Annotated in this window: 19 protein-coding genes; 14 read left to right on the forward strand and 5 right to left on the reverse strand. The window is 74.7% G+C overall.

Going from position 1 to position 22521, the window contains the following annotated elements; genetic code table 11:
• Nucleotides 1–54 precede the first annotated feature (54 nt).
• The 5 genes from ACWERV_RS17725 (at nucleotide 55) to ACWERV_RS17745 (ending at nucleotide 6740) form a co-directional block, all read left to right on the forward strand.
• The gene (locus ACWERV_RS17725; protein ID WP_398188788.1) at nucleotides 55–696 is read left to right on the forward strand and encodes a TetR/AcrR family transcriptional regulator; all 642 of its coding nucleotides are present in this window, start codon (nucleotides 55–57) and stop codon (nucleotides 694–696) included.
• 4 nt (nucleotides 697–700) lie between these two features.
• Nucleotides 701–1318, forward strand: a complete 618-nt coding sequence (locus ACWERV_RS17730) for a TetR/AcrR family transcriptional regulator (RefSeq protein WP_398188791.1) — start codon at nucleotides 701–703, stop codon at nucleotides 1316–1318.
• Between the two features lie 205 nt (nucleotides 1319–1523).
• The gene (locus ACWERV_RS17735) at nucleotides 1524–3761 is read left to right on the forward strand and encodes a molybdopterin-dependent oxidoreductase (RefSeq protein WP_452933762.1); all 2238 of its coding nucleotides are present in this window, start codon (nucleotides 1524–1526) and stop codon (nucleotides 3759–3761) included.
• 218 nt (nucleotides 3762–3979) lie between these two features.
• Nucleotides 3980–5482: an aldehyde dehydrogenase family protein gene (locus tag ACWERV_RS17740; RefSeq protein ID WP_452933764.1), complete on the forward strand. Its 1503-nt coding sequence runs from the start codon at nucleotides 3980–3982 to the stop codon at nucleotides 5480–5482.
• Nucleotides 5483–5657: 175 nt separating this feature from the next.
• Nucleotides 5658–6740 (forward strand): Zn-dependent alcohol dehydrogenase, encoded by a 1083-nt coding sequence (locus ACWERV_RS17745; RefSeq protein ID WP_452933766.1) that lies wholly within the window; start codon nucleotides 5658–5660, stop codon nucleotides 6738–6740.
• Between the two features lie 85 nt (nucleotides 6741–6825).
• Here the strand turns inward: ACWERV_RS17745 and ACWERV_RS17750 are convergent, their stop codons facing one another.
• Nucleotides 6826–7374, reverse strand: a complete 549-nt coding sequence (locus tag ACWERV_RS17750; RefSeq protein ID WP_452933768.1) for a DUF402 domain-containing protein — start codon at nucleotides 7372–7374, stop codon at nucleotides 6826–6828.
• A 12-nt stretch (nucleotides 7375–7386) separates the two neighbouring features.
• Entirely contained in the window at nucleotides 7387–8106 is a 720-nt protein-coding gene (locus ACWERV_RS17755; protein ID WP_452933771.1) for a TetR/AcrR family transcriptional regulator, read from the reverse strand.
• Between the two features lie 163 nt (nucleotides 8107–8269).
• On the opposite strand from ACWERV_RS17755, the gene ACWERV_RS17760 reads away from it, so the two are divergent.
• The gene (locus tag ACWERV_RS17760; RefSeq protein ID WP_452933773.1) at nucleotides 8270–9430 is read left to right on the forward strand and encodes an acyl-CoA dehydrogenase family protein; all 1161 of its coding nucleotides are present in this window, start codon (nucleotides 8270–8272) and stop codon (nucleotides 9428–9430) included.
• Nucleotides 9431–9542: 112 nt separating this feature from the next.
• Entirely contained in the window at nucleotides 9543–10163 is a 621-nt protein-coding gene (locus tag ACWERV_RS17765) for a TetR/AcrR family transcriptional regulator (RefSeq protein ID WP_452933775.1), read from the forward strand.
• A 91-nt stretch (nucleotides 10164–10254) separates the two neighbouring features.
• Here ACWERV_RS17765 and ACWERV_RS17770 read toward each other — a convergent pair whose 3' ends face one another.
• Both ACWERV_RS17770 and ACWERV_RS17775 read right to left on the reverse strand, forming a co-directional pair.
• The gene (locus tag ACWERV_RS17770) at nucleotides 10255–10719 is read right to left on the reverse strand and encodes a MaoC family dehydratase (protein WP_452933777.1); all 465 of its coding nucleotides are present in this window, start codon (nucleotides 10717–10719) and stop codon (nucleotides 10255–10257) included.
• 102 nt (nucleotides 10720–10821) lie between these two features.
• Nucleotides 10822–11943: an LLM class flavin-dependent oxidoreductase gene (locus tag ACWERV_RS17775; RefSeq protein WP_452933780.1), complete on the reverse strand. Its 1122-nt coding sequence runs from the start codon at nucleotides 11941–11943 to the stop codon at nucleotides 10822–10824.
• A 232-nt stretch (nucleotides 11944–12175) separates the two neighbouring features.
• Between ACWERV_RS17775 and ACWERV_RS17780 the strand changes: the two genes are divergently transcribed.
• From ACWERV_RS17780 to ACWERV_RS17790, 3 genes are all read left to right on the forward strand, one after another.
• Nucleotides 12176–12943: an MmyB family transcriptional regulator gene (locus ACWERV_RS17780; protein WP_398189119.1), complete on the forward strand. Its 768-nt coding sequence runs from the start codon at nucleotides 12176–12178 to the stop codon at nucleotides 12941–12943.
• Nucleotides 12944–13009: 66 nt separating this feature from the next.
• Nucleotides 13010–13756, forward strand: a complete 747-nt coding sequence (locus ACWERV_RS17785) for an SAM-dependent methyltransferase (protein ID WP_452933783.1) — start codon at nucleotides 13010–13012, stop codon at nucleotides 13754–13756.
• A gap of 132 nt (nucleotides 13757–13888) precedes the next feature.
• On the forward strand, nucleotides 13889–16642 hold the full coding sequence (locus ACWERV_RS17790; RefSeq protein ID WP_452933786.1) for a penicillin acylase family protein: 2754 nt from the start codon (nucleotides 13889–13891) through the stop codon (nucleotides 16640–16642).
• A 112-nt stretch (nucleotides 16643–16754) separates the two neighbouring features.
• Here ACWERV_RS17790 and ACWERV_RS17795 read toward each other — a convergent pair whose 3' ends face one another.
• On the reverse strand, nucleotides 16755–18062 hold the full coding sequence (locus ACWERV_RS17795; protein WP_452933789.1) for a serine-threonine protein kinase: 1308 nt from the start codon (nucleotides 18060–18062) through the stop codon (nucleotides 16755–16757).
• A gap of 302 nt (nucleotides 18063–18364) precedes the next feature.
• On the opposite strand from ACWERV_RS17795, the gene ACWERV_RS17800 reads away from it, so the two are divergent.
• The 4 genes from ACWERV_RS17800 to ACWERV_RS17815 all read left to right on the forward strand — a co-directional run bounded on the left by ACWERV_RS17800 (nucleotide 18365) and on the right by ACWERV_RS17815 (nucleotide 22519).
• Nucleotides 18365–19162 carry an SDR family oxidoreductase gene (locus ACWERV_RS17800; RefSeq protein WP_452933792.1) on the forward strand — a complete coding sequence of 266 codons (798 nt, stop codon included), beginning with the start codon at nucleotides 18365–18367 and terminating at the stop codon, nucleotides 19160–19162.
• Nucleotides 19159–20814: an AMP-binding protein gene (locus ACWERV_RS17805; protein WP_452933795.1), complete on the forward strand. Its 1656-nt coding sequence runs from the start codon at nucleotides 19159–19161 to the stop codon at nucleotides 20812–20814. The genes ACWERV_RS17800 and ACWERV_RS17805 overlap by 4 nt, the downstream gene beginning before the upstream one ends.
• A 72-nt stretch (nucleotides 20815–20886) precedes the next feature.
• A complete protein-coding gene (locus ACWERV_RS17810) occupies nucleotides 20887–21519 on the forward strand; it encodes a TetR/AcrR family transcriptional regulator (protein ID WP_452933798.1) in 633 nt (210 codons plus the stop codon).
• A gap of 19 nt (nucleotides 21520–21538) precedes the next feature.
• Nucleotides 21539–22519: an NADPH:quinone oxidoreductase family protein gene (locus ACWERV_RS17815; protein ID WP_452933800.1), complete on the forward strand. Its 981-nt coding sequence runs from the start codon at nucleotides 21539–21541 to the stop codon at nucleotides 22517–22519.
• Nucleotides 22520–22521 lie beyond the last annotated feature (2 nt).

The raw sequence follows: 22521 nt of genomic DNA on the forward strand, positions 1-22521 counted from the left end.
GGGGCGGCGTCGCGCCGACACGCGCGGCAAGGCGGGCAGGACAGGAGGACGGCCGTGACGACAGCGCGTACGGCGACCGGACACGGCGCGGGGCAGGCCCGGGTGCGCCCGACGCAGCAGGAGCGCTCGGACGCGACGGTCGAGGACCTGCTGGCCGCGGCCCGCGCGCTCTTCGCGACCGCCGGATACGCCGCCACCTCCCTGGACGCGGTCTGCGACCGCGCCGGGGTGACCAAAGGCGCCCTCTACCACCACTTCTCCGGCAAGAAACAGCTCTTCGCCGCCGTCTACGCCCGCGAGCAGGAACGCCTCAACGAGCGCATCACCGCCGCCTACCGCACCGTCACCGACCCGTGGGGAGCCGTCTTCGAGAGCTGCCGCGCCTACCTGGAGGCCTCGCTCGACCCCGGCGTGCAGCGCATCACCCTCCTCGACGCGCCCGGCGCCCTCGGCTGGGAGTCGATGCGCGAACTCGACGACAACTGCCGCGAGCTGACCCGCCGGGGAGTCGCCCGCGCCGTCCGCAAGGGCGCCCTGCCCGACCGTCCGGCCGACCCGCTCACCTCCCTGCTCTACGGCGGCCTCAGCGAGAGCGCGATGGCCATCGCCCGCGCCGCCGACCCGCAGACCGCCCTGGACGACGCGCTCACCGACCTGCGCCGGCTCTTCGACGCCCTCGCGGCCGCCGGGAGCTGACCCGATGACGGGCGACGGCGGCCGACCGGGCGCGGACGGCGGCCTGCTGCGCCGCACGCCCGTCCAGCAGCGCAGCACCGAGCGGCTGGAGCGCATCCTCGACGCCTGCGCGCGCCTCCTCGACGAAGGCGGCTACGAGCGGCTCAGCACCAGGGCCGTCGCCGCCCGCGCGGGGGTGCCGATCGGCTCGGTCTACCGCTTCTTCGCCGACAAGCGCGCGATGGCCGACGCCCTCGCGCACCGCAACCTCGACGAGTTCCTGGCCAGGACCGCCGCCCGGCTCGACGCGCCCGGCGCCCCGAGCGGCTGGCGCTCCGCCGTCGAGGTGCTGGTCGACGAGTACACCGCCATGAAGCGCACCGCCCCCGGCTTCGCGCTGCTGGACTTCGGCGTGCCCGGCGAGACCAACCACGACCTCGCCGAACGGCTCCCCGCACTGCTCGGCGACCGCCTCACCGCCGACCCCGCCGACCCGCGGCTGCGGATGGCGCTCACGGTCGCCGTGGAGGCGGCGGACGCCGCGCTGCAACTGGCCTTCCGCACCGACCCGGAGGGTGATCCGCAGCTCGTCGCCGAGACGAAGGCGCTGCTGCTGGCCTACCTGGCGACGGTTCTGGACTGACGGGGGGCGGCCCGCTCGCCGCCCGACAGGCGCGCGCCCGCCCGGATCCCGGCGGGAGCCGGAGGAGACCGCCACCGCCCCACCGCCCACCGCCCACCGGCCCGAAACCGTCCGCGACCCCGCGGGGCGGTGCCGTTGTCAGTACCGGTGGGTAGTGTCGAGGACGACACTCGCCGACGTCGCCGAGGAGAGGAAGGGGGCACCGATGTCCCGGACCGCCCTGCGCATCTGCCCGCTCTGCGAGGCCACCTGCGGCCTCGTCCTGACCGTCGAGGACGGCCGGGTCACGCACGGCCGTGGCGACCGTGAGGACGTCTTCAGCGCCGGGTTCGTCTGCCCCAAGGGCGCCTCCTTCGGCGCGCTGGACGCCGACCCCGACCGGCTCACCCGCCCGCTCGTCCGCCGTGACGGCGTGCTGGAACAGGCCACATGGGCGCAGGCCTTCGCGGCGGTCGCCGCCGGGCTCGGCGCCGTCACCGGTCCGCACGGCGGCGAGGCGGTCGGTGTCGTCCTGGGCAACCCCAACGTCCACACGATGGCCGGCGGCCTCTACCCGGCGCAGTTGCCGGCCGCGCTGCGCACCCGCTCCGTCTTCACCGCCAGCACGCTCGACCAGATGCCCAAGCACGTCAGCTGCGGCTACCTCTTCGGCGACTCCAACGCCATCCCCGTGCCGGACCTGGACCGCACCGGGCACCTGCTGCTGATCGGCGCCAATCCGCTGGTCTCCAACGGCAGTCTGGCCACCGCCGCCGACTTCCCCGGCAAGCTCCGGGCGCTGCGGCGGCGCGGCGGGCGGCTCACGGTGATCGACCCGCACCGCACCAGAACCGCCCGGATCGCCGACCGGCACATCGCCCCGCGGCCCGGCACGGACGCAGGCCTGCTGTTCGCCCTGGTGCAGGTGATCCTCGCCGAAGGACTCGCCGACCCGGGCGACCTGACACCGTATCTGTCGGGCCTGGACGAACTGCGCGCCCTCGCCGCGGATTTCCCGCCCGAGCAGGTCGCCGCCTACTGTGACGTGCCCGCCGCCGACATCCGCTCCCTCGCCCGGGAGCTGGCCGCGGCGGAGAAGGCCGTGGTGTACGGGCGGCTCGGCAGTACCGCCGTCGAGTTCGGCACCCTCACCAGCTGGCTGGTGGACGTGCTCAACGTCCTGACCGGCAATCTGGACCGGCCCGGCGGTGCGATGTTCCCGCTGTCGGCGACCGCACGGGCGCCCCGGCCGCCGCGCCCCGGCAAGGGCTTCCGGACCGGCCGCTGGCACAGCCGGGTCGCCGGCCACCCGGAGACCAGGGGCGAGCTGCCCGCCGCGGCCCTGGCCGAGGAGATCGACACACCGGGGGAGGGGCGGCTGCGCGCCCTGGTCGTGGTCGCGGCCAACCCCGTGCTGTCCGCGCCCGACGGGCTGCGCCTGGACCGCGCCCTGGCCGGGCTGGACTTCATGGTCAGCGTCGACCCGTATCTCAACGAGACCTCGCGGCACGCCCACGTCGTCCTGCCGCCCCCGCCGCCCGCGCAGAGCGCACACTACGACTTCGCCTTCAGCACCCTCGCGGTGCGCAACACCGTTCGCTACAGCCCGCCCGCGGTGCCGCTCGCCGAAGGCGCCATGGGCGAGCCGGAGATCCTGGCCCGGCTGATCCTCGCCGTCCTGGGCCAGGGCGGGCCGGACGCCGACCCCGCCGCCGTGGACGCCCAGGCGGTCGAGCGCCGGCTGACCGCCGAGACCGCCGACCCGCACTCGCCGGTGCACGGCCGCGCCCCGGCCGAGCTGGCCGCGCGGCTGGAGGGGCGCACCGGCTACGAGCGGCGGCTCGACATGATGCTGCGGCTCGGACCCTACGGCGACGGCTTCGGCGCGGCGCCGGAGGGGCTGACGCTCGCCCGGGTCCTGGACCGCCCGCACGGCATCGACCTCGGGGCGCTGCGGCCCCGGTTGCCCGAGGTGCTGCGCACCGCCTCCGGCACGCTGGAGCTGGTGGCGCCGCCGCTGGCGGCCGACGTGCCGCGGCTGCGCGCCGCCGTGGCACGCGGCGGCGACGCGGCGAGCCTGGTCCTCATCGGGCGCCGCCACCTGCGGTCCAACAACAGCTGGATGCACAACGTGCCGGTGCTGACCGGCGGCAGCAACCGCTGCACCGCGCAGCTCCACCCCGACGACGCCGCCCGGCTCGGCCTCGCCGACGGCGCGCTCGCCCGGATCAAGGGCGACGGCGGCGAGATCACCGCCCGGGTCGAGATCACCGACACGCTGCGCCCCGGCGTGCTGAGCCTGCCGCACGGCTGGGGCCACGACCGCACCGGCACCCGGCTGACCGCCGCCTCCCGCGACCCCGGGGTGAACGTCAACCAGCTCCTCGACGGCACCCGCCTCGACCCGCTCTCCGGCACCGCCGTGCTCAACGGCTTCCCGATACGTGTGGAGGCGGCGGACTGACCCGGCCGCCGCCGTCCCCCTCGGCCCTGCGGGCGTACGCCCCCGGGCGCGCCGGGCGGCACGAGCACCCGGTGGGCCCTGGCACCGTAAAACTATCGGCGCTAGTTTGGGCGTCGGACACAGACACCCGGACACCGGCACGTAGGTGCCGGCGCACGGACGCAGGCACCCGGGCCAGGACGCACGGACGCGAGCACTCGGAAGGCGGCAGGTGGAGCATGACTGACGGTGAGCGGGCGGACGGCATGGCGGACGGGGCGGGCGCGGGCCGGCCCGCGGCGCAGGGAGCGGGCGGCGGCAGCGGACGGCCCGCCGGGGTCTTCCCCGGGCGGGAAGCGCTGTTCGTCGGCGGCGAGTGGCGGCCCGCCGCCGGGGAGGGCCTCATCGAGGTGCTCGACCCGGCCACCGAGCAGGTCGTCGGTCGTGTCCCGGCCGGGGACGGGCAGGACGTGGACGCCGCCGTACGGGCCGCCCGCGCCGCGCTGCCCGGCTGGGCCGCCACCCCGCCCGCCGGGCGGGCGGGCGTCCTCGCGGCCGCCCGCGACCTGCTGGCCGCGCGCCGGGAGGAGATCGCCGCGACCGTCTCCGCCGAGCTGGGCGCGCCGCCCGCCTTCGCCGCCGCCGTGCACGCCGACCTGCCCACCGCCGTGATGGCCGGCTACGCCGACCTGGCCGCCGCCCACCCCTTCGAGGAGCGCATCGGCAATTCCCGGGTGCTGCACGAACCGGTCGGCGTCGTGGGCGCGATCACTCCGTGGAACTACCCGCTGCACCAGATCGTCGCCAAGGTCGCCCCCGCGCTCGCCGCGGGCTGCACGGTGGTGCTCAAGCCCGCCGAGGACACCCCGCTCGTGGCGCAGCTGTTCGCGGAGATCCTGGCCGCGGCCGGGCTGCCCGCCGGGGTCTTCAACCTGGTCACCGGCCTCGGCCCGGTCGCGGGCCAGGCGCTCGCCGAGCACCCGGACGTCGATCTGGTGTCCTTCACCGGCTCCACCGCCGTCGGACGGCGGATCGGCGCCGCCGCCGGATCCGCGGTCAAGCGTGTCGCGCTCGAACTCGGCGGCAAGTCCGCCAACGTCATCCTCCCCGGCGCCGACCTGGCCCGAGCGGTGAACGTCGGCCTGGCCAACGTCTTCGCCAACTCCGGCCAGACGTGCAGCGCCTGGACGCGCATGCTGGTGGACGCCGAGCGCTACGACGAGGCCGTGGCGATCGCCGCGGCCGCCACCGCCAAGTACGTGCCCGGCGAGCGCCTCGGCCCCGTGGTCAACGCCAGGCAGCGCGAGCGGGTCCGCGGCTACATCCGGCGCGGTGTCGAGGAGGGCGCCCGCGTCGTGGCGGGCGGCCCGGAGGCGCCGGACGGACTGGAGCGCGGCTACTACGTCCGGCCCACCGTCTTCGCGGACGTCGAGCCCGGCATGGCGATCGCGCAGGAGGAGATCTTCGGCCCGGTCGTGGTCCTGATCCGCTACCAGGACGAGGAGGACGCGCTGCGGATCGCCAACGGTACGGTGTACGGCCTCGCCGGGGCGGTGTGGGGCGCCGACGAGGACGCCGCGGTCGCCTTCGCCCGCCGGATGGAGACCGGCCAGGTCGACATCAACGGCGGCCGGTTCAACCCGCAGGCCCCCTTCGGCGGCTACAAGCAGTCCGGTGTGGGCCGCGAGCTGGGCCCGCACGGTCTCGCCGAATACCTCCAGACCAAGTCGCTCCAGTTCTGACGCGGTCCGGGCCGCCGTCCCCGTACCCCGACGGCGGCCCGGCACGTACGCACCGGTGGGACGGTATGTCGACGCATCGACAATCTGCCCCCGCCGCACGCCCCGGTACGCTCACCGTCCGTCCTGCCCCGTCCCGCCCCGCCCCCGCCCCGTCCTCACCGATCAGGAGACAGCCGTGGTCCGCGCCGCCGTCCTGCCCGCCGTCAACGCACCTCTGGTCGTCACCGACATCGACCTGCCCGACCCCGGCCCCGGCCAGGTGCGGGTGCGGCTCGCGGCCGCGGGTGTGTGCCACTCCGACCTGTCGCTGTCCAACGGCACGCTGCGCCAGCCCGTCCCGGCGGTGCTCGGCCACGAGGGCGCCGGGACGGTCGTCGCCGTCGGCGAGGGCGTCACCCATGTCGCCCCCGGCGCCCCGGTGGTGCTCAACTGGGCGCCCGCCTGCGGCAGCTGCCACTTCTGCGGGCTCGGCGAGCCGTGGCTGTGCGCCAACGCGGGCGCCGCCGCCGCGAAGCCGTACGCGACGCTCGCCGCCGACGGCAGCCCGCTCCACCCGGGCCTGGGCACCGCCGTCTTCGCCGAGGAGACCGTGGTGTCCGCGGGCGCCGTGCTGCCGCTGCCCCCGGGTGTGCCGCTCACGGACGCCGCGCTGCTCGGCTGCGCGGTGCTGACCGGATACGGCGCCGTGCACCACGCGGCGGCCGTCCGGGCGGGCGAGTCGGTCGCCGTCCACGGCATCGGCGGCGTCGGCCTCGCGGTGCTCCAGGCCGCGCGCATCGCGGGCGCCGGGCGGATCGTCGCCGTCGACGTGGTGCCCGGCAAGGAGGAGCTGGCGCGCGCCGCGGGCGCCACCGACTTCCTCCTCGCCGGCGAGGACACCGCCCGCGCCGTCCGCGCCCTGACCGGCGGATACGGTGCCGACGTCGCCGTCGAGTGCGCGGGGCGCGCGGAGACCGTCCGCGCCGCCTGGTCCTGCACGCGGCGCGGCGGGCGGACGATCGTGGTGGGCATCGGCGGCCAGGACCAGAAGGTCACCTTCAGCGCGCTGGAGCTGTTCTACTTCGGCCGGACGCTGTCGGGCTGCGTGTACGGCAACTGCGACCCGGCCGTCGATCTGCCCGTCCTGGCCGAGCACGTGCGCGAGGGCCGGTTCGACCTGTCCGGCATGGTCACCGACCGGATCGGCCTGGACGGCATCCCGGCGGCGTTCGAGGCGATGACGGCGGGCCGCGGCGGCCGCGCCCTCGTCGTGTTCTGAACCCGCCGCCCCCGCGTACGCCGCCGGGCCCGGTTGCCCGAGTACGCCGCCGGGCCACCCGGTCACGTCACCGGGCCCGCTTCCGTCACACCACCGGGTCCACCATCGCAAGCCACGGCTCGTGCGCGCCGCCGAAGGGGCCCGCGCCGCGCGTCACCGCGTCCATCAGCCACTGCGCGGAGGCCTGCGCCGAGGCGATGACGTCGGCCGGGTAGCCGTACCGCACCTGGTGCTCGGCGAACTCGTCCTCGTCGACGAGTATCGGCCCGGCCGCGTCGCGCTTGCGCAGCACGTCCAGGTCGAGGTCGACCATCGTCACCTCGTCGCGCGAGGGCCACTGCGGCGGGGTGGTGATGTCGCAGTAGATCTCGGTGCTGCGCGGCGCCGCGTTGAAGACGGCCGTCCACCACGCGTCGCGCGGGAAGAGCAGGACGTGGGCCTCGGCGATGGTGATGCCGGGGTTGTGGCCCTTGCGCATCACGCCGTTCGGCGGCAGCCCGAGCCACACCCCGTGCTCGTCCTCGCCGAGCCGGTGCATCCGCAGGTTCCAGTGCAGAGTGCCGTCGTATTTGTGGTAATTGACCTGGACGAGGCCGTGTGCGCCCGCCGCCGCTGCTGGATCCGGAGTCGACATGGCGCCATCCTGTCAGCCGCCGTGCGCCTGCCGGGAGCCGTTTTCCGGCGGGAGCCCCCGGCCGTCCTCCGCGGTCGCCGCCCCGGCCACCTCGGCCGCGTACCGGAGGGCGAGGCCGTCGATGAGTGCCCGCAGGCCGGTGTCGAAGGCGCTCTCGTCGATCCGTTCGCGGTGTCTGGCCAGCAGGTGGGCCTGGCCGAGGTGCGGGTAGTCGGCCGGGTCGTACGCGGTGGCGTCGCCGACGAAGCCGCCCGCGAAGGAGCCGAGCGCGGAGCCCGTCACGAAGTAGCGCATCGCGGCGCCGATCCTGGTGGCCTGGACGGGCGGCCAGCCCGCCTCGACCATGCCGCCGAAGACGGCGTCGGCCATCCGCAGCCCGGCGGGGCGCAGTCCGGGGCCGACCGCGAGGAAGGGCACGATGTTGGGGTGCGCGCTGAGGGCCGCGCGGTAGGAGCGGCCCCACGCCAGCAGCGCCTGCCGCCAGTCGCTCCCGCCCGCCGGGCCGCCGCCGTCGAACATCGACACGTCGACCTGCCCGATCACGGTGTCGGCGACGGCGTCGAGGATCGCCTCCTTGGTGGCGAAGTGGTTGTAGAGCGAGGGGCCGCTCACGCCCAGTTCGGCCGCGAGCCGCCGGGTGGAGAGCGCGGCCAGGCCCTCGGCGTCGACGAGCGCGAGCGCGGTCGTGACGATGCGGTCGCGGCTCAGCAGAGGCTTGCGGGGACGGGCCATGCGGCACATAGTAGAGGCTGCCGACAGAAAACTAGCGATGGTAGTTTCTGCCTCCAGCCGGACGGATCCGACAGGCACGGGACGGGTCCGACACCCACCCGGACGGGTCCGACACCACCGGACGGGGGCGGGCGCCGCACCGGACGGAAGGGCGGGTGGGGAGATGGCCGTGACGTTCGGGCTGTCCGCCGAGCAGGCCGACATGAAGGCCCTGGCCAGGGAATTCGCCGAGCGCGAGATCGTCCCGTACGCAGCCGCGTGGGACCGCGCCGAGGCGGTGGACCGGGCGATCGTCAAGAAGCTCGGGGCGGTCGGCTTCCTGGGCCTAACCATCGGCGAGGAGTACGGCGGCTCGGGCGCCGACCACCTGGCGTACTGCCTGGTCACCGAGGAGCTGGGCCGCGCCGACTCCTCCGTGCGCGGCATCGTGTCGGTCTCCCTCGGGCTGGTCGCCAAGTCGGTCGCGCACTGGGGGAGCGAGGCGCAGAAGCGCCACTGGCTGCCCCGGCTCACCTCGGGTGACGCCATCGGCTGCTTCGGCCTCACCGAACCCGGCACCGGCTCCGACGCGGCGAACCTGACCACGCGCGCGGTCCGGGACGGCGACGGCTACGTCATCACCGGCGGCAAGACCTTCATCACCAACGGCACCTGGGCCGACGTCGTCCTGCTCTTCGCCCGCACCGGCACCCCCGCCGACGGCCACCGCGGGGTCAGCGCCTTCCTGGTCCCCGCCGACACCCCCGGGCTGACCCGGCGGGAGATCCACGGCAAGCTCGGGCTGCGCGGCCAGGCGACCGCCGAACTGACCCTCGACGCCGTCCGCGTCCCCGCGGACGCGCTGCTCGGGCCCGAGGGCAAGGGCTTCTCGGTCGCGATGTCGGCGCTGGCCAAGGGGCGGATGTCGGTCGCGGCGGGCTGCGTCGGCATCGCCCAGGCGTGCCTGGACGCGGCGGTCGGCTACGCGGGGCAGCGCGAGCAGTTCGGCGCGCCGATCGCCGGGCGCCAGCTCGTACAGGAACTGCTCGCCGACATCGCCGTGGACGTGGCGGCGGCCCGCCTGCTCACCTGGCAGGTCGCCGACCTCATCGACCGCGGGCAGCCCTTCGCGACCGAATCGTCGCTCGCCAAGCTGCACGCGAGCGAGGCCGCGGTGCGCTGCGCGAACAACGCGCTCCAGGTCTTCGGCGGCTACGGCTACATCGACGACTACCCGGTGGGCAAGCTGCTGCGGGACGCCCGCGTCATGACGCTGTACGAGGGCACGAGCCAGATCCACAAGCTGCTGATAGGCCGCTCCCTGACGGGCGTGTCCGCCTTCTGAGACCCGCCGCTGTAGCTAAGCGCTTGCTCACCCGCCCAGGTAGGGTGTGACCCTGACAACCGTGCGGCCGGTTCGACCGGCCGTGCCGACGGGTCCAAGGAGCGTGCGAGCGATGAGTGCGGAGGCGGCAACCGGCGAGGCGTGGGCGGACGTCACCCCCGACGCCGCCAGGCGGCTGGTGATCGCCGCGGTGGAGGCGTTCGCCGAGCGCGGTTACCACGCCACGACCACCCGGGACATCGCCGGGCGGGCCGGGATGAGCCCCGCGGCGCTCTACATCCACTACAAGACCAAGGAAGAGCTGCTTTACCAGATCAGCAGGGTCGGCCATCTGCGCTCGCTCGCGATGCTGGGCGAGGCGCGCGACGGCGGCGGCAGCGCCGCCGACCGGCTGGGCTCGGCGGTGAGCGCCTTCGTGCGCTGGCACGCCGAGCACCACACCACCGGCCGGGTCGTGCAGTACGAGCTGGGCGCGCTCGCCGAGGACCACTACGCCGAGATCGTGGTGCTGCGGCGGCAGAGCGAGGACGCGATCCGTACGATCATCGCCGACGGTGTGGCCGCCGGGGAGTTCGACGTCCCCGAGGTGGCGGGCACCACGCTGGCCGTGCTGTCGCTGTGCATCGACGTGGCCCGCTGGTTCAACCCCGCCGGGCGCCGTACGCCCGACGAGGTCGGCGCGCTGTACGCCGACCTCGTGCTGCGGATGGTGGGGGCGGAGGGCCGGGTCTGACCGGCGGGTGCCGGGCGGCTGTCGGGTACGGCGTGGCTGTCGGGTACAGCGCCGCTGTCAGGTATGGCGCGGCTGTCGGGTACGGCGCGGCTCACAGGTAGAAGCGCGCCACCGTCTCCGCGACGCACACCGGCTTCTCCTCGCCCTCGCGCTCGATCGTCACCGTGGTGACGACCTGGAAGCCGCCTTTCGCCTCCGCCACGTCGGCGACCACCGCCGTCGCGCGCAGCCGCGAGCCGACCGGCACGGGGGCGGGGAAACGCACCTTGTTGACGCCGTAGTTGACGCCCATCCGCACGCCCTCGACCCGGAAGAGCTGCGGCGTCAGCGACGGGATGAGCGACAGCGTCAGGAAGCCGTGCGCGATGGTGCCGCCGAAGGGGCCCTGCGCCGCCCGCTCCGGGTCGACATGAATCCACTGGTGGTCGCCGGTCGCCTCCGCGAAGGCGTCGACGCGCTTCTGCTCGATCTCCAGCCAGTCCGTCCAGCCGAGCTGTTCACCGACGGCGGCCCGCAGCTCGTCGGGCGAGGCGAAGACGCGGGGCTGCTGGGACATGGGCGGGGCCTCCGGGCGGTGACGGGTTCGCGGACCGGCGCGCCGGGCCGGTCCCGGGGGTTTCCAAGCGCTTGCTCAGCATGGTTCCGGTGCCCCTGGCTGTCAACGCCGTCCGGCGCCCGGCGCGTCCGGCACGTCCGGCACGGTCCGGGTGAGCCGCGCGTCCGGTACCGCGCGGCCGAGCAGCGCGTCGAGTGCGGGCCGCAGCGCGACGAGCCGGTCGAGCTGCCCGAGCTGCCCGGCGATGTCCGGCACCGCCATGCGCAGCACCAGATGCCGCGCGCCCTGCGCCACGTAGCGGCCGAGCTTGTCCACGACGGCCTCGGGCGTGCCCGCCGCGAGGGCCTGGATCTTCGCCATCTCCGTGAGCGGCAGCCCGTAGTTGGCCCGCGAGTACGCCTCCAGGGCCACCTGCCCGCCGTCCGCCGCGTCGGTGAGCAGGACGTTCACGAACAGGGCGGGGGTGAAGGGCGCCGCCCCGCGCCCCTTCCCGGCCGCGGCGGTACGGATGGCGGCGAGGCCCGTGCCGTAGTCCGCGGGGTCCGGCGGGTAGGGCATCCAGCCGTCGTAGAGGCGCCCGGCGCGGGCCAGCGCGGCGGGGGTGGCGCCGCCCAGCCAGACCGGCGGGCCGCCCGGCCGGAAGGTGCGGATGCCGGGCGCGACGTCGTCGAAGCGCAGCACCTCACCGTGGTAGGTGACCGGGCCCTCACCCGTCCACAGCCGCCGCCACAGCTCCACCGTCTCGTCCAGCCGCCGGAAGCGGCGCGGCCACGGGGTGCCCGCCATCGCGTAGACGGGCTGCCCGAAGCGCCCGGGGAAGCCCGCGCCCACCCCCAGCACCAGCCGTCCGCCGGACAGCAGGTCGACCGAGGCGATCGTCTGCGCGGCCTGCACGGGTGTGCGCAGCGCGGGCAGCAGGGCCCCCGTGCCGAGCGTGACGCGCTCCGTCACGGCGGCGAGCGCGGCGAGCGTGCTGAGGGCTTCGAGCCGCGGGGTGAGCAGCGAGTCGGTGACCCAGAGGGAGTCGAAGCCGGTCCGCTCGGCCCGTACGCCGAAGGCGACGGCCTCCCGCGGGTCCGTCCCGGCGTTCCACTGCGCGGCGGTGCTGGGCACGAAGACCCCGAGGCGGACGCGGTCGGTCCCCGCCCAGGGGCCGGATCCGGGGTCCGGGACCGGGACCGGGACGGTGAGCGCGGTGTGCTGATCGGTGAGTACGTGTGTCATACCGCCGATCGTCGGGAGCCGCGGGCATGCCCTCAATTCCCGGCAGGGAATGGCCGGTGCGACCCGGCCCGGCTAGAAAGGACCCGTGGACGCCCCTCGCAACACCCTCCCCCCGACGGCCCGGCCCCCCGGTGAGCCGCCGCGCGCCGCCCGCGCCGGGCGGCACCCCTCGGCCCGGACCGCCGGAGGCCCGGCCGCCGCGGGCGCCACCCCCGGACGCCCCTCCGCCGGTCTGACCTTCTCCGAGGCGCTGCGCGCCAGCCGCACCCGGCGGCGGCTGAGCCAGCTGGAGCTGGCGCTGCGCGCCGGGACCACCCAGCGGCACATCAGCTTCATCGAGAACGGCCGCTCCACGCCCGGCCGCGCCCTCGTCGCGCGCATCGCCGACTCGCTCGCGCTGCCGCTGCGGGAGCGCAACGGGCTGCTGCTGGCGGCCGGTTACGCGCCCGTCCACCCGCAGCGCGACCTCGCCGACCCCGCGCTGGCCCCGGCGCTGGAGGCGCTCGACCACATCCTGACCGGCCATCTGCCCTACCCGGCGATCGTCGTCGACCGTTACGGGGACCTGGTCGGCGCGAATTCCGCCTTCGGTGTGATGACGGAGGGCTCGGACCCCGGACTGCTCGGCCCGCGGGCCAACATCCTGCGGCTGGCGCTGCACCCGGCGGGCATGGCCCCGCGCATCCGCAACTTCCCGCAGTGGGCCCGGCACGTCATCGAGGCGCTGCGCGAGGAGCAGCGGCGCAACCCCGACGACCGGCTCGCGGCGCTGTACGACGAGCTGGCGGGGTACGTGCCCGCGCCCGGCGAGGGCGCCGACGCCGCGCTGGGCTTCACCGTGCCCATGGAGCTGGACTCCGTCTCGCGCGGTCCGCTGCGCCTGATGACGACCGTCGCCGTCTTCGCCACCGCGGCCGACGTCACGATCGCGGAGCTGAAACTGGAGGCCTTCCTGCCGGCCGACCGCGCCACCGCCGACGCCTTGCGGCAGGATTCCTGACACAGCCGAGCACCAACCCGAGCAGCAATCTGAGCACGAGCCCGAACCCGAAGGCCGAGGAACCGCATGAGCCTGCGCCACCACGAGATCGCCGAGTCCCGGCACCGCATCCTGAACCCCTTCACCGAGGAGAAGCTGATGCTGCTCGGTGACATCTGCGGGCTCGGCAAGGGGCAGCGGCACCTCGATCTGGCCTGCGGCAAGGGCGAGATGCTGGTCCGGTGGGCGGAGCGGTACGGCACGACCGGCACCGGCGTCGACCTCAGCGAGGTCTTCCTGGCCGCGGCGCGCGAGCGGGCCGCGGAACTCGGGGTCGGCGACGCGGTGGAGTTCGTCCGCGGCGACGCGGGCGCGTACGAGGCGGAGCCCGGGGCGTACGACGTCGTGTCGTGCGTCGGCGCGACCTGGATCGGCGGCGGCCTGACCGGCACGATCGAGCTGCTGCGCCCGGCGCTGCGGCCCGGCGGGCTGATGCTGATCGGCGAGCCGTACTGGAACGAGCCCGCGCCCGAGGGCGCCCTGGAGGCGAACGGGGTGGCGGCCGACGACTTCACGTCACTGGTCGGCACGCTGGACCGGTTCGAGGCGGCGGGCACGGAACTGCTGGAGATGGTGCTCGCCGACGGCGACAGCTGGGACCGTTACGCCGCCGGGCAGTGGTTCGCGATCTCCGACTGGCTGCGCGACCACCCGGCCGACCACCGCGACGCCGCCGACATGCGCGCCTTCCTCGCCCACGCCCGCCGTACCCACCTGGAGTGGAACCGCCGCTATCTGGGCTGGGGCGTCTTCGTGCTGCGCGCGGCGGGCTGAGTCCGGCACCGCACGGCCCGCACGGCCCGCCGCGGCGAGTTGTGGGGATGTCGAAAAGCTGACGCATGTTCATCTTCCGGGCTGGGATAACCGGCGGTAACCTCCGCGCACCGGCTTCCGGAAGGAGCAGACATGCCGCTACGGACCCCACGACGGATCGGCAGAATCGGCGTGCTCAGAACGGCCGCCGCGAGCGCCCTCCTCGCGCTCGCGGCGACCCTTGTGGCCCCCACGTCACCGGCCGCGCACGCCGCCGACACCAACGACTACTGCGCGGGCCAGTGCGCCGACATCCTGCCGCCCGGCGAGAACGGCAACGCCACCCTTGCCGACATCCTCGCCAACAAGGCGCTCGGCACCCGCCCCGCGCACACCGCCGACCAGCTCGGCCCCTACGCCGCGCTCGCCGACGGCTACCCCACCCTCACCGACGCGACGATCACCAAGTTCTTCAACGACGCCTCCTTCGGCGTCCCCGCGGGCCAGGTGGCCTCGGTCAGCAGCCCGCGCTCCGACGTCACCATCACCCGCGACAAGGCCACCGGCGTCCCGCACATCAAGGGCACCACGCGGTCCGGCACCGAGTTCGGCGCCGGGTACGCGGCCGCGCAGGACCGGCTGTGGCTCATGGACCTCTTCCGGCACGTCGGACGCGGCGAGCTGTCGTCCTTCGCCGGCGGGGCCGCCGCCAACCGCGGCCTGGAGCAGGAGTTCTGGCGCCAGGCCCCGTACACCGAAGCCGACCTCCAGGCGCAGGTCGACTGGCTCGCCAACAACTCCGGCACGCGCGGCCAGCAGGCACTCGCCGACGCGCAGGCCTACGTGGACGGCATCAACGCCTACATCACCGCCTCGAAGAACGGCCGTTACTTCCCCGGCGAGTACGTGCTGACCGGCCACGTCGACGCCATCACCAACGCCGGCACCATCGAGCCCTTCCAGCTCACCGACCTGATCGCGCTCGCCTCCGTGGTCGGCGCGCTGTTCGGCACCGGGGGCGGCGGCGAGGTGCAGTCGGCGCTGTCGCTGCTGGCCGCGCAGCAGAAGTACGGCGTCGCGCAGGGCACGAACGTCTGGGAGTCCTTCCGCGAGCGGGACGACCCCGAGGCGACCTCCACCGTCCACGACGGCACCAGCTTCCCGTACGCGGGCAAGCCCGCCACCGCGCAGGGCGAGGCGCTGCCCGACCCCGGCTCCGTCACCGCCGAACCGCTCGTCTACGACGCGACCGGCGGCGCCACCCTGGCCACCACCAAGAGTCCGGGGGTGCTGCCCGGCAACCTGTTCTCCACCAAGAAGGGCATGTCCAACGCCCTCGTGGTGAGCGGCGCGCACACCGCCAGCGGCCACCCGGTCGCCGTCTTCGGCCCGCAGACCGGCTACTTCGCGCCACAGCTGCTGATGCTCCAGGAGCTCCAGGGCCCCGGCATCAGCGCCCGCGGCGCCTCCTTCGCGGGCCTGGGCATGTACGTCGAGCTGGGCCGCGGCCAGGACTACGCCTGGAGCGCGACCTCGGCGTCCCAGGACGTCACCGACACCTACGCCGTCGAGCTGTGCCAGGACGCCACGCACTACCTCTTCCACGGCCAGTGCACCGCCATGGAGAAGCTGGAGCGCACCAACTCCTGGAAGCCCACGCTCGCCGACTCCACGGCGGCGGGCTCCTACCGCATGCAGATCTGGCGCACCGCCTACGGCCCGGTCGAATACCGCGCCACGGTGGGCGGCAAGGCGGTCGCCTACACCCAGCTGCGCAGCTCCTACCGGCACGAGGCCGACTCGATCATCGGCTTCCAGGAGCTGAACGACCCCGGGTTCGTCCACGACCCGGCGTCCTTCCAGGCCGCCGCGCAGGACATCAACTACACCTTCAACTGGTTCTACGCCGACTCGCAGCACACCGCCTACTACAACAGCGGCACCAACCCGGTACGGGCGGCCGGTGTGGACGCGTCCTTCCCGGTGTGGGCGCAGGCCGCCTACGACTGGCGCGGCTGGGACCCGGCGGTCAACACCGCCTCCTACACCCCGCCCGCCCAGCACCCGCAGTCCGTCGACCAGGACTACTACATCTCCTGGAACAACAAGCAGGCCCCGGGATACACCTCCGCGGGCTTCGGCAACGGCTCGGTGCACCGCGCCGACCTGCTGGCGGACCGCGTCAAGGTGCTCGTCCAGCACGGCGGGGTGACCAGGTCCGCGCTGGCCAAGGCGATGGACGACGCGGCGCTCACCGACCTGCGCGGCGAGGACGTGCTGCCCGACCTGCTCCAGGTCGTCAACAGCGCGCCCGTCACCGACCCGCAGGAGGCCGCGGCCGTGCAGCAGCTGACGGCCTGGCAGGCGGCGGGCACCAAGCGGCACGAGACCTCGCCGGGCTCGCACACGTACGCGAACGCGGACGCGATACGGGTCATGGACGCGTGGTGGCCGCTGCTCGTGCAGGGCGAGTTCCAGCCCGGCCTCGGCGGCGACCTCTACACGGCGCTCACCGACGACCTCACCGTCGACGAGTCGCCCTCCGCCGGGCACGGGCCGACGGGCTCGCACGCCGGAAGCTCCTTCCAGTACGGCTGGTGGAGCTATGTCGACAAGGATCTGCGCAAGGTGCTGGGGCAGCCGGTCGCCGGACCGCTGGCACAGACCTACTGCGGCGGCGGGCAGCTCGCCGCCTGCCGCGACATGCTGCTGAACACGCTCAAGCAGGCCGCCGCGGTGCCGGCCACCACCGTCTACCCGGGCGACGACGGCGGTTGCTCGGCGGGCGACCAGTGGTGCGCGGACTCCATCGTCCAGCGGCCGCTCGGCGGTGTCACCGACGACCGCATCAGCTGGCAGAACCGCCCGACCTACCAGCAGGTCGTGGAATTCCCCGCACACCGCTGAACCGCGCCTGAACCGTGCCTGAACTGCGCCTGACCCGCGACCGAGTCGCGGTCGAAGCGCGGCTGAACCGGTGGGCCGGCCTTCCGGGGCCGGCCCACCCCGCGTGCCCCGGCTACGCGATGAGCGCGCCCGCCCGCAGTATCAGACGGGCCAGGTCAGGATGGCAGATGTCGCTGTGGGCGCCGGACGGCGGGCCGCCGTGGCAGACCGTCGCCGAGGCGTCGACGCCCACGCAGCCCGCGGGCGGGAAGCCCTTGCCGAGAGCGGCGGCCAGGGCCAGCGCGGGGGCGGCCGGCAGGCCGTGGAAGCCGTCGTGGCCCAGGGCGCCCCAGCGGTTGTCGCCCAGCAGGGAGCGGTCGTCGCCGGAGAGCCGGGAGACCAGCGGGTAGAGGACGCCCAGCGCGGTGTCATGGCGGGAGTACCCGGCCACGACCGGCCCGTGCACGCGGTGCTGCATCCCGTCGAGCGCGCCGCCGGGGGAGAAGGCGGAGTGCGAGAAGGCCCCCTGGAGCAGGGTGACCGACGCGACGTTGTGCGCCGCGGGCGGCAGACCGGCCAGGGCGAAGGAGACCAGCCGGGCGCCGAAGCTGTGCCCGACCAGATGCACCCTCGTCCACGGCGCACGCTCCGCCAACTGCCCCAGGAACGGGCCGAGACCCGCCTTGCCGACCTTGCCCGCGCGGCCCTTCATCGTGAAGTACGCCGCCTGGCGCAGCAGTTCGCGCGCCCCCGCCCAGATCCTGCCGCCCAGCCCGCCGAGCAGCGCCTCCGCGTCGCCCTCCGCGTCATCCGCCCCGCCCACCGTCGCGGCCACCGTCGCGGCCAGCGCGTCGGCCAGTTCGCGGCACACCGCCTCCGGCTTGGCGGTGAGGAACGCGGGCAGCACGGCCCCCGTCCCCTCCTCCGCGCCTGCGGCGCTGTCCTGCGCCAGGGCGGCGGACGCGGGCCCCGCGCCGGTCAGCTTCCGCACCAGACCGGCGAACTCCTCCAGCGCCTCCGGCCCGTCCGGCCGCTCCCGCAGCAGCTCCGCGATCCGGTCGGCCTCCGCGTCGTGGCCGGGCAGCACCCGCTTGAGGACGGCGATGTCCGCGAGGCCGGTGTCGCCGCCGGGCCCCGCCACCGCACCGGTGTGCGGGAAGTCGGCGATCGGCTCGTCCGAGAAGCGCATGGACGGCCAGTGCACCCCCACGTACCCCGGGCGTACGGCGGGGAAGGCGGCCAGCAGCCCGGGGAAGGGTGCGTAGAAGCGGTCGTAGAGGCGGCAGGCGCTGGACAGGTCGTTGTTCCAGCCGTGGGAGAAGAGCACCAGGTCGGTGTGCCCGGCGGCCTGCGTAAGGAGCGCGTCGCGCTGCTCCGGGTCGGGATCGCCGTCGGTGTCGAAGGTCAGATCCCAGTACGGCCGCACGCTTTTCACGGTCATGGCTCCCCCTCGCCTGTCCCAGATCAGGGAAAGATCCGAGATTGTCCGCTCTGTTCCCATCATCCCCACCTCCGGTCACCGCGTCCATCCCTCGGTCGGGTGAAACCCGGTCAATTTGCCGTTCCCGCGCAGGTCGTGGGCCCGCGGCGGCGCCGGGTGGGGTACGGCGGCCGGGGTCCGGGCGTCCGCTCCTGCTCTCCCGTCGCCCCCGTCGCCCTCCCGTCCGGCCCTTCCGTATTCGGTGACCGACCGCTTAGTATGCGAACGGGGGAGAGGCCGGACGTCGAGTCGAGGGAGACACGATGGTGGTGGAAGCACTGCGCGGAGCGCGGGTGGTCGTCACGGGCGCGGGCGGCGGCATCGGCGCCGCGCTGGCGCGCGCCTTCGCGGCCGAGGGCGCGCGCGTGGCCGTCAACGACCTCGACGCGGCCGCCGCCCGCAAGGTCGCCGACGAGATCGGCGCCGCCGTCGTCGCCGGGGACGCCTCCGGGATCGTGCCCGCCGCCCGCACCGCGCTCGGCGGCGGCATCGACGTCTTCTGCGCCAACGCCGGTGTCGCGACCGGCGGCGGCCCCGAGGCCGACGACGCCGCCTGGGAGCTGGCCTGGGACGTCAACGTCATGAGCCATGTCCGCGCCGCCCGCGCCCTGCTGCCCGAGTGGCTGGAGCGCGGCGGCGGGCGCTTCGTGTCGACCGTGTCGGCCGCCGGGCTGCTCACGATGGTCGGCGCGGCGCCGTACTCGGTGACCAAGCACGGCGCCCTGGCCTTCGCCGAGTGGCTCTCGCTCACCTACCGCCACCGCGGTGTCCGGGTGCACGCGGTCTGCCCGCAGGGCGTGCGCACCGCGATGCTGGACGCCGCGGGACCGGCCGGCGAGCTGGTGCTCGCACCCACCGCGATCGAGCCCGAGGACGTGGCCAGGGCGGTGCTGGCCGGGATCGCCGAGGAGCGGTTCCTGATCCTGCCGCACCCCGAGGTCGCCGGCTACTACGCGGCCCGCGCCGCCGAACCGGAACGCTGGCTCGGCGGGATGAACAAGCTCCAGCGCGCCTACGAGCAGGCGGCGGCGGGCCGCACCGGGAAGGGGCAGGACGCATGACCGGATACGCCGACCAGCCGTGGCTGCGGTTCTTCACCGAGGAGCAGCGCGAGGACCGCGACGTCCCGCCCTCCGTGCTGCACGGCTTCCTCGCCCGCGCCGCCGAGCACCCCGAGCGCCGCGCGCTCGCGTACTTCGACGGCGCCCTGACCTACGGGGAGCTGGACGACCTCTCCGACGGCCTGGCCCGCCACCTGGCCGACCGCGGCTTCGCCCCCGGCGACCGGCTCGCCGTCATGCTGCAGAACGTGCCGCAGTTCGTCGTGGCGCTGCTCGCGGTGTGGAAGGCGGGCGGCGCGGCGATCCCCGTCAACCCGATGTACAAGCGCGCGGAACTGGAGCACATCCTCACCGACGCGGGCGCCGCCGCCCTGGTCTGCTCCGAGCGCGCCTGGGCGGAATACGTGCGCGAGACGGTCGCGACGACGTCCGTGCGCATCGCGCTCACCGCGTGCGAGCGCGATCTGCAGACGCGGGACGACCCGCGTGTGATCACCGCGCCGCGGATGCCCGCCGACGACGCCCGGGACGTGCTCGCCGCCGCCCGCGCCGCCACCGGGCCGCGCCCGCACCTGCCCCTTCCGACCGCCGGTGACACCGCCCTGATCAGCTACACCTCGGGCACCAGCGGCCGCCCCAAGGGCGCGCTGAACACCCACGGCAACATCTCCTTCAACGCCCACCGCCAGGTGCGCGTCCAGGCGCTGCCCGCCGATTCCGCGGTCTTCGCCCTGGCCCCGCTCTTCCACATCACCGGCATGGTGTGCGAGCTGTCCGCGGCGCTGACCGGCGGCCACACCCTGGTGCTGGCCCACCGCTTCGAGCCCGGAGTCGTCCTCGACGCCTTCCGCGAGCACCGCCCCGCCTACACCGTCGGCCCCGCGACCGCCTACATGGCGCTGCTGGCCCGCCCCGACGCCACCCCCGAGGACTTCGCGTCCTTCCGGCTCATCTCCTCCGGCGGCGCCCCGCTGCCGCCCGCCGTCGTCGAGGCCTTCCGCGCGCGGGCCGGCGGCCTGTACCTGGCCAACGGCTACGGCCTGACCGAGTGCGCCGCGCCCTGCGCCAGCGTCCCGCCCGGTTACGAGGCGCCGGTGGACGCCGCGTCCGGCACCCTCGCGGTCGGCGTGCCCGGACCCGGCACCATGGTGCGGATCATCGACGACGAGGGCGCCGAGGTGCCCTTCGGCGAGACGGGCGAGATCGTGGTCAGCGGCCCCATGGTCGTCCCCGGCTACTGGAACCGGCCCGAGGCCTCGCGCGCCGCCCTCCCCGGCGGCGAACTGCGCACCGGAGACATCGGCTTCATGGACGCCGAGGGCTGGCTCTACGTCGTGGACCGCAAGAAGGACATGATCAACGCCTCCGGCTTCAAGGTGTGGCCGCGCGAGGTCGAGGACGTCCTCTACACGCACCCTGCGGTGCGCGAGGCCGCGGTCGTCGGCGTCCCCGACTCCTACCGCGGGGAGAGCGTGAAGGCGTACGTGAGCCTGCGCCCCGGCACCACGGCCGAGCCGTCCGACCTCGTGGCCTACTGCCGCGAGCGGCTGGCCGCGTACAAGTACCCGCGCGAGGTGGAAGTGCTGCCCGAACTGCCCAAGACCGCCACCGGCAAGATCCTGCGCCGCGAGCTGAAGGCCGCGGCCGGATGACGCGATGACGGCCGGATAAGGTCCATAGCGGCCGCAACGGCTGAACGGGGAGCACGAGGAAGGGGCAGGCGGATGGCACGCGGGACGACGGGGGAAGGCGGCGGCACGGGGCGCACCGAGGGCGGCGGCCAGGCCGCGGCGGTGCCCGAGCGGCTGCTCGCCGAGGCCACCCGGCTCTTCGCCGAACGCGGCTACGACCGCACCTCCGTGCAGGAGATCGTCGAGGCCGCGGGCGTCACCAAGGGCGCGCTCTACCACTACTTCGGCTCCAAGGACGACCTGCTGCACGAGATCTACGCCCGCGTGCTGCGGCTCCAGACCGAGCGGCTCGACGCCATCGCCTCCCGCGGCACCCCGGTGCCCGAGCGGCTTGCGGAGGCCGCGGCCGACGTCGTCGTCACCAGCATCCAGAACCTGGACGACACCAAGATCTTCTTCCGGTCGATGCACCAGCTCAGCCCGGAGAAGCAGAAGGCGGTACGCGCCGAGCGCCGCCGCTACCACGAGCGTTTCCGCTCGCTCGTCGAAGAGGGCCAGCGCGACGGCCACTTCCGGCCCGACCTGCGGCCGGACCTCGTCGTCGACTTCTTCTTCGGCTCCGTGCACCACCTCGGCACCTGGTACCACGCGGACGGACCGCTGTCCGCGCAGCAGGTGGCCGGCGAATTCTCCGACCTGCTGCTGCACTCGGTGCGGCGGCCCTGACCCTGACGGGAGCACCCGCGTGAAGGCATGGCGCGTCCACAGCAACGGCGAACCGCGCGAGGTGATGCGCCTCGACGACGTCCCGGAGCCCGAGCCCGGCCCCGGCGAGGTGCTGCTGCGGGTGCGCGCCGCAGGGGTCAACTTCCCCGACGCGCTGCTGTGCCGGGGCGAGTACCAGATCCGCCCGCCGCTGCCCTTCACCCCCGGCGTCGAGCTGTGCGGCGAGATCGCCGCGCTCGGCCCCGGCGTCACGGGCCTCGCCGAGGGCGACCGCGTCATCAGCACCGCCGCCCTGCCCGGCGGCGCCTTCGCCGCATACGCCGTCGTGCCCGCCGCGGGCGTGCTGCCCGCACCGGAGGCGCTGGACGACCCGGCCGCCGCGGTGCTGCACATCGGCTACCAGACCGGCTGGTTCGGCCTGCACCGCCGCGCCGCCCTGCGCCCCGGCGAGACCCTGCTCGTGCACGCCGCGGCCGGCGGCGTCGGCAGCGCCGCCGTCCAGCTCGGCAAGGCCGCGGGCGCGTACGTCATCGGTGTCGTCGGCGGCGAGGAGAAGGCGTCGGCCGCCCGCACGCTCGGCGCCGACCTGGTGGTCGACCGGCACACCGAGGACTTCGTCGCCGCCGTCAAGGAGGCCACCGGCGGCCGCGGCGCCGACGTCGTCTACGACCCGGTCGGCGGCGACGCCTACACCCGCTCCACCAAATGCGTCGCCTTCGAGGGCCGCATCGTGGTGGTCGGCTTCGCCGGCGGCACCGTCCAGACTCCCGCCCTCAGCCACGCCCTGGTCAAGAACTACTCGATCCTGGGCCTCCACTGGGGCCTCTACGCCACCCGCGACCCGGAGTCCGTCCGCGCCGCCCACACCGAGCTGACCGCCCTGGCCGCAGCAGGCACGGTCCGCCCCCTCGTCGCCTCCCGCCCGCTGTCCGACGCCCCGTCCGCCGTCCAGTCGGTCGCGGACGGCCGCACGGTGGGCCGGCTGGCCCTGGTGCCGTAGCC

The sequence above is a fragment of the Streptomyces sp. NPDC004031 genome, assembly GCF_053604375.1.

What these genes read in the sequence shown, in the direction of transcription:
- ACWERV_RS17730 (WP_398188791.1), top strand. Translation starts at nt 701, where the DNA reads ATGACGGGCGACGGCGGCCGACCGGGCGCGGACGGCGGCCTGCTGCGC.
- ACWERV_RS17760 (WP_452933773.1), top strand. Translation starts at nt 8,270, where the DNA reads ATGGCCGTGACGTTCGGGCTGTCCGCCGAGCAGGCCGACATGAAGGCC.
- ACWERV_RS17775 (WP_452933780.1), bottom strand. Translation starts at nt 11,943, where the DNA reads ATGACACACGTACTCACCGATCAGCACACCGCGCTCACCGTCCCGGTC.
- ACWERV_RS17805 (WP_452933795.1), top strand. Translation starts at nt 19,159, where the DNA reads ATGACCGGATACGCCGACCAGCCGTGGCTGCGGTTCTTCACCGAGGAG.
- ACWERV_RS17770 (WP_452933777.1), bottom strand. Translation starts at nt 10,719, where the DNA reads ATGTCCCAGCAGCCCCGCGTCTTCGCCTCGCCCGACGAGCTGCGGGCC.
- ACWERV_RS17800 (WP_452933792.1), top strand. Translation starts at nt 18,365, where the DNA reads ATGGTGGTGGAAGCACTGCGCGGAGCGCGGGTGGTCGTCACGGGCGCG.
- ACWERV_RS17750 (WP_452933768.1), bottom strand. Translation starts at nt 7,374, where the DNA reads ATGTCGACTCCGGATCCAGCAGCGGCGGCGGGCGCACACGGCCTCGTC.
- ACWERV_RS17795 (WP_452933789.1), bottom strand. Translation starts at nt 18,062, where the DNA reads ATGACCGTGAAAAGCGTGCGGCCGTACTGGGATCTGACCTTCGACACC.
- ACWERV_RS17735 (WP_452933762.1), top strand. Translation starts at nt 1,524, where the DNA reads ATGTCCCGGACCGCCCTGCGCATCTGCCCGCTCTGCGAGGCCACCTGC.
- ACWERV_RS17740 (WP_452933764.1), top strand. Translation starts at nt 3,980, where the DNA reads ATGACTGACGGTGAGCGGGCGGACGGCATGGCGGACGGGGCGGGCGCG.
- ACWERV_RS17785 (WP_452933783.1), top strand. Translation starts at nt 13,010, where the DNA reads ATGAGCCTGCGCCACCACGAGATCGCCGAGTCCCGGCACCGCATCCTG.
- ACWERV_RS17790 (WP_452933786.1), top strand. Translation starts at nt 13,889, where the DNA reads ATGCCGCTACGGACCCCACGACGGATCGGCAGAATCGGCGTGCTCAGA.
- ACWERV_RS17765 (WP_452933775.1), top strand. Translation starts at nt 9,543, where the DNA reads ATGAGTGCGGAGGCGGCAACCGGCGAGGCGTGGGCGGACGTCACCCCC.
- ACWERV_RS17810 (WP_452933798.1), top strand. Translation starts at nt 20,887, where the DNA reads ATGGCACGCGGGACGACGGGGGAAGGCGGCGGCACGGGGCGCACCGAG.
- ACWERV_RS17755 (WP_452933771.1), bottom strand. Translation starts at nt 8,106, where the DNA reads ATGGCCCGTCCCCGCAAGCCTCTGCTGAGCCGCGACCGCATCGTCACG.